We start from the raw sequence: 17,295 nt of genomic DNA, 5'->3' as shown, positions 1-17,295 counted from the left end.
GGCTTTGGATTCAATAAACCACAGGCGGGAAGACGTGTCTCTTCCCCTGGAGATGGAAGACGGTGAGACGGCGATTGCGCGACCGTCGCGTTCAAAGCAGTCGCTTGTCATTCTCGACAAGCGGGAACTTGATCGGCACTGCCTTGCGCAATGTATGGCCGCCCACACGAAAGATTTCCTCATTCTGGCGTTTGGATCGATTGAGGAGTGGAAGCAAAAGCGCGACGAATATCCTCCGCTGTCGGCGATCCTCTTGAACGTCGGTGGCAAGATGGTCGACGACCCTGCCGTTTCGGAGCAGATCAAGAGCCTGTCGTCGGAATTCGTGTCGACACCGGTCATCATATTGTCTGACAGTGACGATTTCGCGCAAATCGTAAAGGCGATCGATTGCGGAGCCAAGGGTTACATACCTGCCACCGTCAGCATCAGCGTCTGCATGGAACTGATCGCGCTATCGGTAGCAGGAGGACTTTTCGTACCCGCAAGCGCCCTGTTCGCCATGCGTCACCTGCTGCAGTCGAGCAATTCGACAACGCATCCGTTGGCCGGGATTTTCACGGATCGTCAGGCCGAAGTCGTGGCGGCACTGCGGCGCGGAAAGGCGAACAAGATCATTGCCTACGAGCTCAATCTGCGGGAAAGCACCGTCAAGGTGCATGTTCGCAACATCATGAAAAAGGTCAAAGCGACCAACAGAACGGAAGTTGTGTTCAAGCTCAACGATCTTTTTCAGAATAATCTTCCGGGCGGTTTGGTGGCGAACTGACGATGCTGTTGCTGGCAGCGGTTCATTACTTCAGTCACGAACACATTCTGCGCTAAAATCCTCGGTGGCGCACGGCAAATGCGCCACCGAGTCAGTCACGCGACGGGCATCGAGACCTCGTGACCTATCTTCAGCCTCACCCAGGGAGCTTGCTATGCGCGCCTCTCCAGGTGAGGCTGCGCACTTATGCCCCGAGCCCTTGCTGCTGGTTACACAGGAGGCCCCAGAAGCGCCGTTCGGATCCTGCGCAACGCGCCTCTTTGCGACTCGGGGACGAACGCCCGCACCAGGTTCCGGAGATATCGGAACTCCGGCAGCGGCGGTACATTCGGGCGCAAACTATTCAGGCGCAGTTTCACCATCAGGCCATCGACGCCTGAATATAATCGCAGGCGCCAGCCAGCATCACGCTTGAAGTATGGCGCGGCTGTTTTCTCGCTCGTCCCGCTTCCGCCAATAGGAGCGTGACCAAGAAGATTTGCCAGATCCGGCTGCCGGCACTGTTCAAGGATATTGGCGAACCATACGAGCCATTCGGAATCGCTTCGGGCGGGAAGCTGGTGAATGCTTTTTCGATCCCTGCCATACCGTCCCGGGACGACCCCACCCGAGCGACCGAGTTGCGCGATGACGAGGCGCGCCCGCCTGAATTCGTCGTGAGATAAGGATGGATAAAAATCCTGCAGCCTCCGCGCCCGCTCAAGTTTGCCTTTGCAGATCAAAGCGAGCAAGAAATACGCCCACTCGACCGGATCCGGATCAACCGCCCCGTATTCGATCATGGTCACCTTGACCAGGTCCACCAGAAGGTCATAGGAGCGATCGGCATCGCCCTCCTGCAATGCACAGATGGCAAGGCGGAATTTAGCTTCGGGCAGGTAGGACACATAGTCCAGGCAGCGTGCGTAACAGTGCTTCGCCTCCACCACCTTGCCTTGCTCGAGAAGCAGGTCGCCCTGCTTCAGGAGCGCGCGATCACTCGCTTCCCCCACGACATGGACGCTCTCGTGCTTTGCAACCCGCTTTACCTTTACCAGATCGCCGAAGGGGCCGGATTGGATGATCTTTTCGCCGAACTGCAAGCCTTTGTTCAGCGTGAACCACTGATATATTTGCGGTCTGTGGTGCAGCGTATGACGCGAATGGATCAAACTGTAACCGGCTGTCGTGATCCGCTGTAGTTCGTCGGGATGGGCAAAAAGGTAATCCAGTCGCTCGACCACGTTGTGGCCGTCAACAAAGACGCAGTTCTCCATATCGACAAAGCCGGCGGCCTCCACGGCTGCCGTACGTTCCGTCACCAGACAGGCTTTCGCCCCGGGAATTTCGAAGTGCTTGCGTACGACCTCGCCGCCCATCGTGCCGCAGGTGGGAACGACGAGGCTTGCGTTGAGCGCGCGCGCATAGGCCTCTCCAGACAGGAACTGAGAGGCCAGCTTGCTCTCATAGGCGTGTTGCGGGGAGACCAGGCAGGGGTAACGGTCGCGGATCATCGGAAAGACCGTCTGTCGCCAGGGATAAAGACCATAGACCTGGCCGGTAAGCGTGACCGGGACGACCTTTTGCTGTCCATAGTCGCGGTAGACTTCCGGATCGATGAAATTGGGCCAGACGAACAGGTTCTCCTTCACCGCCGGCATATATTCCGGAGCCATCGTGGCGATCGCGAAATATGCCTCAATGCCCCATTGCTCCATATCCGAGAGGAAGCCGGCGCGTCGATCGCACCACGCATCGGCGTTATGAAGGCCAAGCTTCGGGACGGCGACATGGGTGTTGGTATTGGTGATTTTTATCCGACGTGAGCCATGCGAGCGATAACCGCTTTCAAACAACGTCAGATCCGGCTCGTATCTGTCGCATATCTCAGCATAATCGCAGTCGCGGTTAATGATGACGACATCGAAATGTGTTGCGAGGCATTTGGCCTGCTGCTGCATGTGCAGCAGCAGGTAACCGGCCGCGTTCGCATTGGGCTGATGGTCCCATTGAAAAAAAACGAGTCGCGGTTTTCGATGGTGAACGTTGCTATTCATGTCTCTATCGAGCGGCTTCCGGAGCAGTGAGTCCGACGCTCGCAGCCGCCAGATGCCGATAAGCTTCGGACGGGCTGCGGACGCCGAACTTGTTCTTTACTCCGCCGGAAAGCTTCCACTCGAAATAGGCGATCGTTTTCTCAAGCCCCTCCCGAAGGTTTACCTTCGGCTGCCAGCCCAGTTGCTGCGTTGCGCGGCTGATATCGGGCTTGCGCTGTGTCGGGTCGTCGATCGGTAGTGCCTTGAAGACGATGTCGGACTTCGATCCCGTCATTTCGACCACCATTTCCGCCAATTCACGGACCTGGAATTCTCCGGGATTGCCGAGATTGATGGGGCCTGTCACGCCGGCTGGCGCCGCCATCAAGCGGATAAAGCCGTCGATCAGGTCATCCACGTAGCAAAATGACCGTGTTTGCTTGCCGTCGCCGAAAATGGTGATCGGTTCGTTCTGAAGTGCCTGGACAATGAAATTGGAGACGACGCGGCCGTCATTGGTCTGCATTCGCGGCCCGTAGGTATTGAAGATCCGCGCCACCCGAATTTCCACGCCATATTGACGATGATAGTCGAAGAACAGCGTCTCGGCGCAGCGCTTGCCTTCGTCATAGCATGCCCGCGGGCCTATCGGATTAACGCTGCCTCGATACTCCTCGGGTTGAGGGTGGACTGCCGGATCGCCATATACTTCGCTCGTGGATGCCTGAAAGATCTTCGCCTTGGTGCGTTTGGCCAGGCCGAGCATATTGATGGCCCCGTGCACATTGGTCTTCACGGTCTGCACCGGGTCGTGCTGATAGTGGACCGGCGATGCGGGACAGGCGAGGTTGTAGATCTCGTCGACCTCCACATAGAGCGGGAAGGTAATGTCATGGCGGAGCATCTCAAAGCGAGGGTCGTCAAGAAGATGCAGCACATTGTCGCGCAAACCGGTGTAGTAATTGTCGACGCAAAGGACGTCATTGCCCTCTCGTAAAAGTCTTTCGCACAAGAATGATCCCAGAAATCCGGTGCCGCCGGTTACCATAATCCGCTTTTGTCCGTGCATTGGTGTGCTCCGTTGTTGATGATTGCCAAATGGAAGCGAGGATGGTCAGCAGGCTCCCTTGCCCTTTAAGACCGCAGGAATTGTGCTGAGAATGATGTGCAGGTCGAACCACAGGGACCGGTTGTCGATGTAGAACTCGTCGAGTTGCTGTTGCAGCTCGATATCAGCATTGCTTCTTTCAGATATCTGCCAGAGACCCGTCAGCCCCGGTGTGACCGAACGCCGCTTGTCACGAAATTCGCTATCCATCGCCGAAAGGTGATATTCCGGAAACGGTCGTGGTCCGACGAAGTCCATCTCCCCTGCAATGATATTCACCAGTTGCGGGAGCTCGTCGATGCTCGAAGAGCGCAGCATATGTCCTACGATTGGAAGGATGCGTGGATCTTCCTTGAGCTTGAAGTGGCTCAACCACTCCGCACGCATGGCAGGGTTGTCTCGGAAGAGTGCTTCAAGGCGCTGTTCTGCATCTTGGTACATGGTTCTCAGTTTCAGGACACGCACCGGCTTGCCGGACAGCCCTTCCCTGGCTTGCCGGAAGAAGACGGGGCCTGGATCGATGGCATAGATTGCAGCTGCTGCTATCGCGATAAACGGCGCGACCACGATCGTTGCAGGGATGGCGATTGCGAGATTGAGGATCCGGCGAACCAGTTCCGAGTTGACCGAACTGCGACCGGCGGCGAGGCGAATACCGATCTCTCCGCCGACATCGGCAGGTCGCAATCCGCTGACCTTAAGGCTCGGCGTGTCGGACAGCAGAATGACTTCGGTGAACTTCCGACGCATCGCTGCCAGGTCGGGTGCAAACGAGCCTGTATCGCCGGCAATCACGGCAATGAATGGCCCGCCATCCGGCAATGCTTCCAAACTATCGGGGGAAAAGGGCTCCGGCCTGATGCCATACTGCCAATGGTCCTTGAAATGTGCCACGAGCGCGGGAGCAAGGTTCCTCCCCCCTATGACAACCGCGCGCTCCCCCCAGAACCCCAGTCTCCGGCACAGGCTTCGTGCAAGCCAATGCACAAGGGGCTGTACAATCAGCGCGAGACCGAGGAACCCGATAGTGGCAAGCAGCAATCCTCCCCCTTCGGGCAGGATAAATGCTGCGAATGCCGCCAGGACGGCCACCTTGACGGCAGCGATGGTGCGCCGCCGCAGATGTTCATGGTCATGCAGCCGATATCCAGGATAGAGGCCGGCCGATGCGTAAAGAATGATCGCTGCCAGGGCTGCGATCGTGAACGCACGCTCTATGAGCATGCCCTCCCAACCATCGGGAAGGAAAGACAGGAGGATAAAATAGGCAATCAGATAACTTGCAATATCGCCGGCGACCAGGAAGCACGAGGTCGCAAGCCGAGGAAATTGGCGCCCCAGTGCGGCGGGCCTGTTCAGCCCTGCCCGTATAAAGGTTTCGGCGGTCTTGGCTGCTATGGGCGGCACGGAACCTGCCGGAATCGCTCGCGCCGTCACGTCGTTTGACGTGGATGCCTTCGACGGACCCGGTGTCATCGTAGACGGCGCAAATGAGAACATGATGCTTCGACTCCTTTACTGCATTTGTCCCGACGCACCCGATCCGGAAACGGCGTCTTCGATCGGAAACTTCCGAAGTCCCAGTTTCTGGATCGCTGTCAGTGAGATGAAGGTCGGCACGACGAGCGCATAGCGCCGCCACAGCCGTCGCGGCTCGCATAGAAGACGGAACGCCCATTCGAAGCCGCTTCTTTGAATGATCCTTGGAGCCTGCCGCTTGAGGCCGGCGTGGAAATCGAATGCGGCTCCGACGCCGATGAGCATCGACGCGTCCAGACGATCGCGCATCCGCGCCATCCAGAGTTCCTGTTTGGGGCTGCTCAGCCCGACCCAGATGATATCGGCACCCGACCGATTGAGCATCGCGGCAATATCCGTTTCCTCAGGCGTCGACAGGCTGCGAAAGGGCGGCGCGTAGGAGCCGACGATCCGTGCATGCGGAAATTTTGCCAGAAGGCGCGCCTGCAGCTGTTCGAGCGTTTCGGCCGTTGCGCCATAAAGGAAGTGGCGCAAGCCCCTGGAGCTGCCGGCATCGAAAACGGACAACATGAGATCCGGTCCATAGACCCTGTCGCTGTCCACATGACCCGCATGCTTCAGTGCCCATACCAGCGGCATGCCATCGGGGGTCACGAGGAACGCACGGTTATGGATCGACCGGAGCTCGGGATCGTCTTGACAACGAACGACGCCGTGCGCGTCACGAACGCACACATATTCCTTCCTGCCGTCTTCGATGGCTTTTTGAATAAATCCGGTCGCGCTTTTGAGATTGACTGCCGAGATGCGAACTCCAAGAACATTCGTCCATTTCAAGGAGCCCTTTGGATGAAGAGCTGAAATTTGGCTGCTGTCTGCTGGTTGTTCTCTCATGACCTGCGCTTTCGCGACCGAAACTGTCATCAGAATATCCCGGCAGGCCGGTTGCCTCCATACTTGCGGCTCCAGCTATTGGACGTAGACGAGACTTCGTATTTACGTCTTACGCTGGGATGACATACAATATTCGAAGTAAGTCTATGTACCCCGCAGCCTTCCACGTTGCTCCTTTTGATGGCCGCTGCCGCGGAACAGCGGTTTTAACCATCCCCGAGTTGCGGATGATATTCGCTTTCGCGCGAACGTGGCGGGTGAGGTTTGAGCACGACCGCCGAGGAGAGATGAAGGCTGCGGCATATTCTAGCGTTATGCCCTGTCTGCCGCCGCAGACGTCGCCAGATCCGACGCTCAAAAGGCGTTCACCTTGACGCGATCGATCGCGCCAGCAGCGGCTATCGGCTGCGCGTGTACGCATGACTGAAGGCTGTAAAACTCGCCATGGCTGCAGACTTTATCGGCAGAGAACCCTGCTCGTCGCGGCGGCTTTTGCTACTCGGACGGAGCGATTACGCTTCCGGTATCCACCCCGGCCTTCTGAAGATCCCTCAGACCGCCAAATTCTCCCGAAGGCATGATCCCCGGGTCTAATCGGAAGCTCTGGTTGTTCAAGTTGCCGCTGTAGCGGTTGCGTGCGAACTGTGCGTAACCAGGCCCGTGGTCAGGAGCGTTGACATAGGCGACAGGGCCGCTGTCACTGTCAACCGATACGACATTCTCCTCGATACGATTAGGGCGTGCCCATGGCGGACGCCAACCCCTGCCGGTGCCGTCATCAACGCGAAAAGCCGCGCCCGAACCATGGGTGATGACGTTTCCCGTCACCAGATTGCTCCAGCCGCCGTTGATACCGATCGCCGTGACATTGCCCGAGAGCGTATTTCCCTCGATACGCACCCCGCTTGCCTTCCCGTCCGTATAGATCGCCCAGCTGATAGGAGATGGCCATTCGCTGGTATTCTCATATCCCGGAGGCCAGAACGTCCCATCCGCCCTGTTCATCAGATGACCGGTCCCGGTCACGAGATTGGAGCGGATGGTGCTGTTGAGAGGGTCGCCCTGCTCGCCCATCATCTTGATGGCACCGCCGTCTGCCGTCTGCTGATTGGCGTTATGGACTACGTTGTGCTCGATGACGGCGTTATAGACGGCGTCGTTGGAACCCCACAGCGAGCCGCCGGCGATTCCGAACTGCGCTGTGTTTTCGATCAGGTTGTCGGCAATCCTGACATTGTCGGCCGCCTGGAACCATATTCCGGCGGTTTCAATGTAAACCTTTCCGATATCATGCATATGGTTTGAAAGGATCCTGGCGCCGTTCGACTTCAGGAACGTGCCATAGTTCGTGCCGACGTAAATCCCGTTGCCAGCCACATCCGCAATCACATTGGCGGCGATCAGCGCATCCTTGCTCTCCGTCACATGGACCCCGACGCCGACATTTTCGATGCTGTTGCCGAGGATCTTGACGCCATCCGCGTGTTCGATCCGTATGGCGCCAAATCCCCTGGTTTCCGTATCGAACTTGCCGCTGCCTTCAGGCGCTCCATCTCTCAACTCGAGCGCTGAAATAACCATCCCATTGGCTCCGTCCAACTTGAAGAATGTTGGCAGAATGCCGGCCACAGCGACGGAATCGGATAACGCCTGATCGACAGGGATGTAATAAAGCTGGCCCGCTGCAAGGTCGTACCACCACTCTCCGGGCGCATCGAGCAGGGCCTTGGCTCCGGTCAGGAAATAGCGGCTTCCTTCTGCGGTAAAGAAATAGTCTGTGCCTTTCGTAGTAACGGTCCGGCTTGCGCTATCGATGGATACGACTGGTAGCGTGTCATTGCCCCACTGGCTTCCGGGTTGAAACCCGCCAACGATGTCCACGATCAGTCTACTTGTATCATCCACTGCCGGAAGGTCGCCGGCATGGAAACAAAAGCTCGTGTTTCCTTTGCCCATGTCGATGGCGGGATTGCACTTCGCGGCAAACAACCATCCCTTGCGGGGATCGCCATCTGCAGGAGCGTTGGGAAATCGAGCCGGAGTTTGGCGTATCCCATTGACGAAAAGGTCGCCGACGCCTTCACCCGGCGGCAATTTCAGCGGTGCCGTCCAGCGACCATCGGCCTGCTGCACCCAGTTGCCTGCGCGTAGCCCCCCATGCAAAATCGGCGTTTCATTGCATCTTGCCGTGAGGATCAGCCCCGCATCGCGGGAGTCGAAGACAATTGGCTGAGTAAGGTAGTAGTCGCCTTTACCAAGCGCGATGGTGTTGGCGCCGCCCTTCGCACGGGCAGCATCACGCGCTCTTTCAATGCTGGCGAAAGGGCCGTCGCCCACCTGCTGATTTGCAGTCGGAAGGAGGCCGCTCCAACTGTCTTTGCCCTCCGGAGAAACGTAAAATATTGTCCGCGGTTCGGCGCTGCCGTCCAATACTCCGCTTAAAGAAGTCTCATTCAACTTGGCTGACGAGGTCGCGGGAGCTTCCGCGCAAGTCGCCTCCCTGACAAGCATCTGAAAGCGCTCCGGCGCAACTATCTCTGCTCCGGCTGAAGCCGGATTGCCGGACTGCGGAAAGATCAGCACAGGCAAAAGGCCCAGGAGCACTCTAAAACGCCGCCGCCTCATGATATCTGCAACCCGTTCGCAAGGTCTCGCGAGGGCGCCTGCCAAGGTGGCGAAGGGCTGATCGAAACGACGGGCGCATATAGTGAAAACATAATGATGGCTGCCGTAAACAGGATGAAGATAGTGTCATTCTGAACCAGAAAAAAACTCTCGGTCAGATTCATCACCAGGATCATGATCGTAAGGACATTGAGCCACAGCCACCCGTACTGCGGGTCATGACATTGAAGAACCGCGCCCTGGTGGATTGCGTGGAGAAGCATCAGAGCAAATGGGATCATTCCCATGATTCCAAAGCTCAACAAGATATCGCGGTATCCGTTGTGGGCGTGGGGCGCTGCCCATCCCAACTTGAACCATATCTGCGTCGCTTCGCGATTCTCAGTTGTCCAGAAAGCTTGATAACCATAGCCAAGCATCCAGCGATCGGATATTTCGCGATCAACCAGCTCCCACAATGGCACCCGGCCCGTCAAAGTCGCGTCCTTGCCGAGCGCTTCAAGGGCCGGAACCAGGAACTCGTGCAGCGAAATCAGTATGCCGATAGCCAGTTGAACGAAAAGCAGGACGACGACGACACGGCCGATGCTGCTGCTTCTTTGCAGGAGGGAATAAAAGCCGATCAGGCAAAACGCCGCTGACGTTGCAATGATAGCGGTCATCGATCCAGAGCTTGCAAGGCAGATGATACCCGCGCCCAACAAGACGAACGCGGTTCGCCGCAGGCCGAGCGTCCCGTCCATCAGCACCGCCGTCGCCACCAGGATCATCAAACACGCGTACCAGCCCAGGACGTTCTTGTGAATGAAGACGCCTCGCATGGCGCCATCCGGCATGGTGGCGAGGCTTGGTGACACTACGGACATAATCACGCTGAGGAAGATACAGCTTCCGAAGGTCACGAATAACAGGAACAGCAACTGCCTTGGCGTGAAACGTATCGCCAGGACATAGGAAAGAAGCAGGCAAAACAAAAGGCCGATTGCACGCCGCAAGCTTGTTGTAGGATCGATTGACCACAGCGTAGACAGAAATGGCATGATGAGGATCAGAGGAATAATAAAATTTCGCCTGATTGCCAGTAGAAATTGCGAAAAATTTCGCACCAGAATAATAATTGTAAATAAATACACCGGAAGGCAAGGAATTCTCAGTATAGATCTGGCGGATTCGCTGAGGGCTCCGTCGGCATCGGCAAGGATAAGCGGCAGAAAGGCGCCTGCCTGAAGAAACAGGGATATTCCGGCGCCCCAGCATTCTATGGCCCGCCAACTAATCGTTGGTCCGCTGGCAGTGGTGAGGCTATCTACTCTCATTATCCGTCCCGACTGAATTGAACAACCTGGCGGCTGTTGATCGCGGCAGATCAAAAAACAGGTCTCGGCCTTCGTGGTTTCGCTGCTCTCAAGCAATCATCCAGCCACATCGGCAGTCAATCTATCCTGGGGAAGGACGGGCTACGCCTAATGCACCCTGGCTCCCCCTAAAGACGATATTGCGCCTAAGCTTCCGGCCGGCATTTACCCAAAAGACGGGTCTTCATTCCGCGGGATTGCCCTTAAGAGCAGATGTTGTGCTTGTCCGTTCACCGCTACCGTGCCGAGGAACGTCTCGTGGAGCGTGGTGGGTAAACCGCGGTTCCATTGGAATGGGGCAACAATTCTGACAGAGGCGATCTCTGCAGTCGAAGCCTGGAAGGTTAGGATTTCTATGTTTCTGCGTCATGATCCTAGTTCTCTATGCAACACGACGGGCGCTCTTCTCGTGAAGGTCGACCTCTTGAGCAACCTTGCACTGCCGTACAGCGGTGCATCGCGGCAAACTGCCTGAGCGCGCGTCATGGAGCGGCCGGCCCTCAGTGTCCTCATCAATAATTACAACTACGCGCGCTTCGTCGGGCGGGCGATAGACAGCGTGTTGAGCCAAGACGCCGGCAATATCGAGATCATCGTCGTCGATGACGGTTCCACCGACCAGTCGCGGTCAGTTCTGGAAACCTATGACAGCCGAGTGAAGGTGATCTTTCAGGAGAACGCAGGACAGGCCGCTGCGATCAATACGGCTGTGGCATCAAGCACCGGCGAGATCCTCTGTTTTCTGGATGCCGACGACTGGTGGGCGCCGGGTAAGCTATCGGCGACGGCTGCAGCGTTCCGCGGAAACCCCCAAGCATCGCTGGTCTATCACCGACTGCGGCCAACGCTTGTCGATGGCACGCCGACGTCCAAGCCGATCCCTCGAACCCTGTGTTCGGGCGCTTTGTCGCCGCTGCTGACCAGATCGGCAGGCTGGTGGCCTTTTCCGATGACGTCAGCCGTCGCGGTACGACGCAGCGCATGGGATTTTGCCGGCAGCATTCCCGAACAGTTCCGCATATCGGCCGACGCTTGGCTCGTGGGGATCTATCCGTTTCTGGGGGACGTCATTGCCATGCCGGATCCGCTTGGGTTCTACCGCATCCACAACAATAACTGGTATCGCTCGACTGAGGATGCTGCGACGCTCAGGAGGCGGATGACTCACTGGCAACATACCGTTGAAGCAACGAACCAATTTCTCTCAGCCCACGCGCTGCCGGCAAGACTCCATCTGGCAGATCACTATCCCTATCGCATCGCGTCGGCAAAGTTGCAGGGAGCCGACGCACGCACCCGGTTCAAGCTTGCCGTCGAAGGCCTTTTCTTTGCCGGCGAGCCTAACCTGTTCAGGCGGACGCGCGATAGTTTGCGCTCGGCGCGCGGCCTGTCACGGCTCGCCCTCGACGTCGGCTTGTCGGAGGCAGCGAAATGAAGGCGCTTTTACTGGTTTCCGAACTGGAAGACTATACCATCTCCTTCGCCAGTGGCGTTGCCCAACATCTAAACGTTGTGCTTGCTGTGCCGCGCCGGCGCTATGCACATCTCGCCTCTTCCATCGATCCCGCTGTCGACCTGCACCTTCTGGACTGGCCGAGACACCGTTCTCTCTCCAATCCCTGGTTTCTCTACCAGCTTACGCGTCTGATCCGGCGGGAGCAGCCCAACCTTATTCATCTCCTCAGCAATTCGACACTTTGGCTGAACCTGGCCGTGCCGTTCTGGCGCCCGATCCCGCTCGTGACGACCGTTCATGATGTGGAAATCCACCCCGGCGATTCCGATACGCGTACGCTGCCCGTCTGGGCTCCCGAATTGATGGTGAAGCAATCCGGACATCTCGTCGTTCATGGCGAGGGGCTGAAGCGGCTGGTCCTCGATCGATACTCAAAAGCGCCGGACTGTGTGCATGTCCTGTCGCATCCTTCCATCCTTCGCTATGCGGAACTCGCCCGGCGGCAGAATATGGCGCCGCGCCAAGCGGATGGAACCATACGCGTCCTGCTCTTCGGGCGGATTTTTGCCTATAAGGGCCTCGAACATCTGGTCCGGGCCGAGGCGATGCTCAAGGATGTGCTTCCCAACCTGCGCATCACGGTCGCGGGCCGTGGCGACAATCCGCTGGTCTTCCAGTCGCTTATGGGGGATGCCGGCCGTTACGATATTCGCAATCGTTTTATCGAGGATGCGGAAGTCGCCCAGCTTTTCCTGGATACCGATATCGTCGTGCTTCCCTATACCGAAGCATCGCAAAGCGGTGTGCTCAACCTTGCTGCCGCCTTTGGCAAACCGGTCATCGTCACGGATGTCGGCGAGTTGCGAAGCACCGTTGAGCCCAACGGGCTGGGAATGGTGGTCCCTCCCGGCGATGTCAAAGAGCTCGCGGCAGCGATCAGGACATTGGCGGACAATGGCGGGCTTAGAAGCAATTTCGGTGACAATGCGCTCGCATGGGCCAAAGGACCGAATTCGCCTGAACGCGTCGGCGCCCAAGCCGCGGCCGTTTATCGGGAGGTGGTCGGATCATGCTGATGGAGGTACTCACGGACGGACGTCGAATGACTGCACGGAGCGTAGCGAGCGTCCGCCACTATGTTCCGGGCGGCTGCGAGAACGGCGGCGGCATCGGCAGGCTGGTCGGCTATATAACAGAGACAGCGAAAGAGACCGGCACGAAACATTTCGTCACCGATACCAGAGGGGTTCGATGGTCCAAGCTGAGCTCACCCCTCCGCCTGCTCGGCGCCATCCTGACGATGGCAAGGGACCGGATCGTTGCGCCCGCCCGCATCCACCATATTCATATCGCCGGCCGTGGCAGCACCTCCCGAAAACTGATCCTGACGGCTGCTGCCCGCTTGTTCGGGTGCTGCCATATACTGCACCTGCACGACTACGACTACGCCGGCGACTTTGCGCAACGCTCGCCGCGCCAACAGCGACTCATTCGCCGGATGTTTCAGAACGCCGATTGCGTTGTGGCACTGGGCCAGCGCGACCGCGCGACGCTGACGACACTGTTGGGTGTCGACGAGCGCCGCACGGTCGTTGCCCATAATTGCGTCCCCGATCCCGGGGCACACGATATTCGCGGCGGCCAGACGCCGTTGATCGTATTCCTCGGCCGGTTGAGCGAGCGCAAGGGCGTCACGGAGCTTCTGCAGGCACTGAGCCACCCGGTCATGAGAGGACTCCAGTGGCGAGCTGTGCTAGCAGGCGACGGACCCGTCGAGGAATATCGTCGTCAGGCTGACGCCATGGCGCTTTCAGGTCTGGTCGAGATGCCGGGCTGGCTTGACGCCGCTGAGGCCCGAGCCCTGTGTGCGCGTGCCGATATACTGGTCTTGCCTTCGCACGCCGAAGGTCTGGCAATGGCCGTGCTCGAAGGGCTGTCCCATGGGCTTGCCGTCGTCACCACGCGTGTCGGGGCGCATGACGAAGTCATTACCGACGGTGAAACCGGGATATTCGTCCCGGTCGGAGACCAGGATGCCCTGGCTGCAGCACTGGTGAAGCTGGTGTCCGATCCGGAAATCTGCATCCGCCTCTCGGTCCAGGGGCGCGCACATTATCTCAACCATTTCAGTATGAGGGCCTATATGCGGTCGCTTGAGAGCCTTTACGAAACCGTTTCCGCGAAACCTCAAGCAATGGTTGGCGCACGATGACGATTTCCACTCTTCCGCCGGACCGCAATCTTCCGATCTCGCCGATGCGCTATGATCCTCGCTTTCAGGCTGAGACGAAGGCGGATCATTTCGATCTGGCATCCGCCATCGGTCTCGTCAGGCGAAGAATGGTCCTGATCATTGTGATAACCGTGCTGCTAATGGTGCCCGCGGCGAATGCGATCTCCGGGTTGAAGCCCACCTATCAGGCCTGGGCCCGATTGATTGTCCACCAGCCTCTGGCGACAGCACTTGGTGCGGACGATACCAGCCGTGGTGATCTGCTTGACGTGAAATCGGAAACTGAGCGGCTTCTGTCCAGAAGCATTGCAGAGCGAGTTGTCCGCGAAATGCGGCTTAACGCGTTGCAGGAATTCAATCCAGCGCTGCGGAAGGTCTCGTTTATCAACAGGATCCGGGCAAAGTTGCGCGGCCTGTTCGACACGAAAAAATCCGCTTTGCCGGTAGGAGACGGCATCGAAGCCACCATCCCGGAATATTATCAAGCGCTCGGCGTGTGGCACGAAGACAAGAGCGAAGTTATCCAGATCAGCTTCACTGCGAGTGATGCCGAACTCGCAGCCGCGGTTCCCAACCGGCTCGTCAGTATTTACCTCGATGAGCGGAGGGAGAGTGTCCGTGGCCGCCTGGATGCAGCGGCAGAATGGATCCGACAGCGCATCACCGAACAACAGGCTCGCTCGGATATCGCTCGCGACGCTGCCCGCAACTACCAGGAATCGATGGACATCGTCTCGAAAGAGGATGCTCAGGATGAACGTATCAAAACACTGCTGGAACTCACTGGTCGCGAAGGGAAGATCGAGGAAAGCCGGATTGAGGTAAAGGCGACGATATCCGCACTGGAAGCAACGGATAACGCTTCGGTCGCGGTACAGAATATCATTGTCCCGGACAGCATTACCGCAAAGCAGCGCGATCTTCACGCGCAGGAGCAGGATCTCGCCCGTTTCCTCGAGACCTATGACGGGAATGCCGAGGCCGTGGTGGATTTACGCAGGAAGATCGAACAATCCCGCATCGATCTCGACATTGCGACCAAACAATATCTCCTTGCGATGCGCGCCAAGCTCGCCGCACTTGATCATGAAGCCAACGCGGTGCAATCCATCCTGGCTGGTGCTCAGGAAAGACGCACGCGGGATGCCCTGGCACAGACGGAATTGACGCGCCTGCAGCGTATCGCCGAAAAGGAGCAAGCGACTCTCGACAAGCTCGAAGACCAGCGCCGAGACCTTGCCGCCAAGGCCAGGCTGCCGGGGGCGGAGTTGGAGGTTTTCTCACCGGCCTCAGTGCCGCTCGTATCACAAGGACGTGGACGACTTTTCTATCTGGTGGGCGCCCTCGTGGCTGCAATCTCGGCCGCCGTAACGGCTGCTTTCGTGATCGAAATGTGGGACCGGACCGTTCGGAGTTTCGACCAAATCGCGCGAATAGCACGCACCATACCGGCTGGACTTATCCCGCGTCTGGCGCGGAGGGAAAATTCGAAAACGATGTTCGAACATATGCCGGTCCCGATGTTCGACGAAGCAATCCGTACCGTGGTCCTTTCACTCAAACAGTCCAACGGCGGCAAGTTGCCGAACAGTATCGTCGTTACGTCGGCTCACAGCGGAGAAGGCAAGTCGCTTGTCGCGAGATCGCTGGCTATTGAACTTGCCGCCGCCGCAATTCCGGTGCTCCTGGTTGACGGCGATCTTCGACGGGGAAAGCTCGATTCGTTTTTCCGGTCGGAGCTAACGCACGGATTGAATGAATTCCTGAATGGTCAGGCGGATATCCACGACATTGTTTATCGCCATCCAAGCGGTATCCACTTCATTCCATCTGGCAAACCCAGTCTCCAGCGGCGCATCCGTTCGAACGGCCTGGCAGAAATCCTCGAGATGGCAGGCGCGGCCGGCCAGATTGTCATCTTCGATAGCGCGCCTGTGCTCGTCTCGACAGATACCGTGCATTTGACTGCCCTGACGGAGAGAACACTGGCAGTTGTTAAATGGGGAAGGACGAGCCGCCGCGCGTTCGAATTCAGCCTCCAGCAAATGAAAAGCTCGCGAAATTCGGAAATCCTTGTCGCGATCAACAATGTAAATCCCAAAAATCACGCGTTGTATAACTTCAGTGACTCCGAGCTTTTTTCGAAATCTCTGATGAAATATTACGATCCAAAGCCTGAATACATCACGACCCATGGTAATCGCTCAATTCTCGAAATTGTCCGAACCATGAAGCATCACTTTCTTCTGCATTAGTATTCGAGTTGGAGGGGGATTTGCCTATGCCTGAGGTGATCTACAGCCTTGCCGGAAAGAGGGTCTATGTCGCGGGGCACCGTGGCATGGTGGGCTCTGCGATCGTGCGGCGTCTTGCTTCCGAGGGCTGCGAGATTTTGACGGCCACCCGCGCCGAGGTCGATCTCAGACGGCAGGAGCAGGTGGAAGCCTGGATGAGCAGAAATCGTCCTGACGCTGTCTTCCTGGCGGCTGCGCGGGTCGGCGGTATTCTCGCGAACGCGAGCTATCCGGCCGACTTCCTTTACGACAACTTGATTCTCCAAGCGAACGTCATCCACGCGGCCCATAGGGCTGGCGTTGAAAAGCTGATGTTTCTGGGCTCGTCCTGCATCTATCCGAAATTCGCCGATCAGCCGATCGTCGAGGACTCGCTGCTCAGTGGATCGCTCGAGCCCACGAATGAATGGTATGCAATCGCCAAAATTGCCGGATTGAAGCTCTGCCAAGCCTATCGCAAACAGCACGGCAGGGATTTCATCTCGGCCATGCCCACCAATCTTTATGGTCCAGAGGACAATTTTGACCTCGGGTCAAGCCATGTCATGCCGGCCCTGATCCGCAAGGCGCATGAGGCCAAGATCAACCGGCAGCAAGAGATATGCATCTGGGGTACCGGCACGCCGCGGCGCGAATTCCTGCATGTAAACGATTGTGCCGACGCCTGCCTCCATCTCATGAAGACCTATTCTGCGGAAAGTCATGTGAACGTAGGGTCTGGCGAAGACATTACCATCCTCGAACTGATACGCCTTGTCTCCGAGGTCGTCGGTTTCGAAGGCGAGATCACGCACGACCTCACCAAGCCAGACGGCACACCACGCAAACTCTTGAGCGTCGATAAGCTGCGCGCTCTCGGCTGGTCTCCCAAGATAGATCTGCGGGAGGGTATCGCAGACGCCTACCGCTCCTTCCTCGATGGGCACTATCTCGAACGCAGCAACAAGGCCGTGTCCGGCGACTTGATCGGTCAAAGCGACATCAGTTTCGAGAGACCCAAGGCCTCGGCGCTGCGCGCGCCTACGCTCTCTGCAGCCGCACAACATCCCTCGCCATAGCGAATTCGC

Annotated in this window: 12 protein-coding genes; 6 read left to right on the top strand and 6 right to left on the bottom strand. The window is 57.7% G+C overall.

Going from position 1 to position 17,295, the window contains the following annotated elements:
- Nucleotides 1-52: 52 nt before the first annotated feature.
- Nucleotides 53-769 carry a LuxR C-terminal-related transcriptional regulator gene (locus tag GGD57_RS22095; protein ID WP_432443392.1) on the top strand — a complete coding sequence of 239 codons (717 nt, stop codon included), beginning with the start codon at nt 53-55 and terminating at the stop codon, nt 767-769.
- A 209-nt stretch (nt 770-978) separates the two neighbouring features.
- Here the strand turns inward: GGD57_RS22095 and GGD57_RS22090 are convergent, their stop codons facing one another.
- From GGD57_RS22090 to GGD57_RS22065, 6 genes are all read right to left on the bottom strand, one after another.
- The gene (locus tag GGD57_RS22090) at nt 979-2,805 is read right to left on the bottom strand and encodes a glycosyltransferase (RefSeq protein ID WP_184472405.1); all 1,827 of its coding nucleotides are present in this window, start codon (nt 2,803-2,805) and stop codon (nt 979-981) included.
- Between the two features lie 4 nt (nt 2,806-2,809).
- Nucleotides 2,810-3,853 carry a UDP-glucuronic acid decarboxylase family protein gene (locus tag GGD57_RS22085; protein ID WP_184472404.1) on the bottom strand — a complete coding sequence of 348 codons (1,044 nt, stop codon included), beginning with the start codon at nt 3,851-3,853 and terminating at the stop codon, nt 2,810-2,812.
- A 45-nt stretch (nt 3,854-3,898) separates the two neighbouring features.
- Complete coding sequence (locus tag GGD57_RS22080) at nt 3,899-5,392, bottom strand: sugar transferase (RefSeq protein WP_184472403.1); 1,494 nt, start codon at nt 5,390-5,392, stop codon at nt 3,899-3,901.
- Nucleotides 5,393-5,407: 15 nt separating this feature from the next.
- Nucleotides 5,408-6,265: a WecB/TagA/CpsF family glycosyltransferase gene (locus GGD57_RS22075; RefSeq protein WP_184472502.1), complete on the bottom strand. Its 858-nt coding sequence runs from the start codon at nt 6,263-6,265 to the stop codon at nt 5,408-5,410.
- Nucleotides 6,266-6,760: 495 nt separating this feature from the next.
- Nucleotides 6,761-8,890 (bottom strand): right-handed parallel beta-helix repeat-containing protein, encoded by a 2,130-nt coding sequence (locus GGD57_RS22070; RefSeq protein WP_184472402.1) that lies wholly within the window; start codon nt 8,888-8,890, stop codon nt 6,761-6,763.
- Nucleotides 8,887-10,206 carry an O-antigen ligase family protein gene (locus GGD57_RS22065; protein WP_184472401.1) on the bottom strand — a complete coding sequence of 440 codons (1,320 nt, stop codon included), beginning with the start codon at nt 10,204-10,206 and terminating at the stop codon, nt 8,887-8,889. The genes GGD57_RS22070 and GGD57_RS22065 overlap by 4 nt, the downstream gene beginning before the upstream one ends.
- Nucleotides 10,207-10,729: 523 nt before the next feature.
- Between GGD57_RS22065 and GGD57_RS22060 the strand changes: the two genes are divergently transcribed.
- Genes GGD57_RS22060 through fcl form a run of 5 tightly spaced genes read left to right on the top strand, consistent with a single transcriptional unit; the run spans nt 10,730 to nt 17,286 of the window.
- The gene (locus GGD57_RS22060; protein WP_184472400.1) at nt 10,730-11,680 is read left to right on the top strand and encodes a glycosyltransferase family 2 protein; all 951 of its coding nucleotides are present in this window, start codon (nt 10,730-10,732) and stop codon (nt 11,678-11,680) included.
- Complete coding sequence (locus tag GGD57_RS22055; RefSeq protein ID WP_184472399.1) at nt 11,677-12,777, top strand: glycosyltransferase family 4 protein; 1,101 nt, start codon at nt 11,677-11,679, stop codon at nt 12,775-12,777. Before GGD57_RS22060 ends, GGD57_RS22055 begins: the two co-directional genes overlap by 4 nt.
- Nucleotides 12,771-13,913, top strand: coding sequence for a glycosyltransferase family 4 protein (locus GGD57_RS22050; RefSeq protein WP_184472398.1), 1,143 nt, complete (start codon nt 12,771-12,773; stop codon nt 13,911-13,913). The genes GGD57_RS22055 and GGD57_RS22050 overlap by 7 nt, the downstream gene beginning before the upstream one ends.
- A complete protein-coding gene (locus GGD57_RS22045; RefSeq protein WP_184472397.1) occupies nt 13,910-16,189 on the top strand; it encodes a GumC family protein in 2,280 nt (759 codons plus the stop codon). Before GGD57_RS22050 ends, GGD57_RS22045 begins: the two co-directional genes overlap by 4 nt.
- 26 nt (nt 16,190-16,215) lie before the next feature.
- Nucleotides 16,216-17,286 carry a GDP-L-fucose synthase gene (gene fcl, locus GGD57_RS22040; RefSeq protein ID WP_184472396.1) on the top strand — a complete coding sequence of 357 codons (1,071 nt, stop codon included), beginning with the start codon at nt 16,216-16,218 and terminating at the stop codon, nt 17,284-17,286.
- The last annotated feature ends 9 nt before the right edge of the window (nt 17,287-17,295 follow it).

It is taken from the genome of Rhizobium esperanzae (assembly GCF_014197615.1).
Lineage (GTDB): Bacteria > Pseudomonadota > Alphaproteobacteria > Rhizobiales > Rhizobiaceae > Rhizobium > Rhizobium esperanzae_A.
The sequence above is the reverse complement of the archived record's forward strand: the minus strand, read 5'-3'. Positions and strand labels throughout refer to the sequence as shown.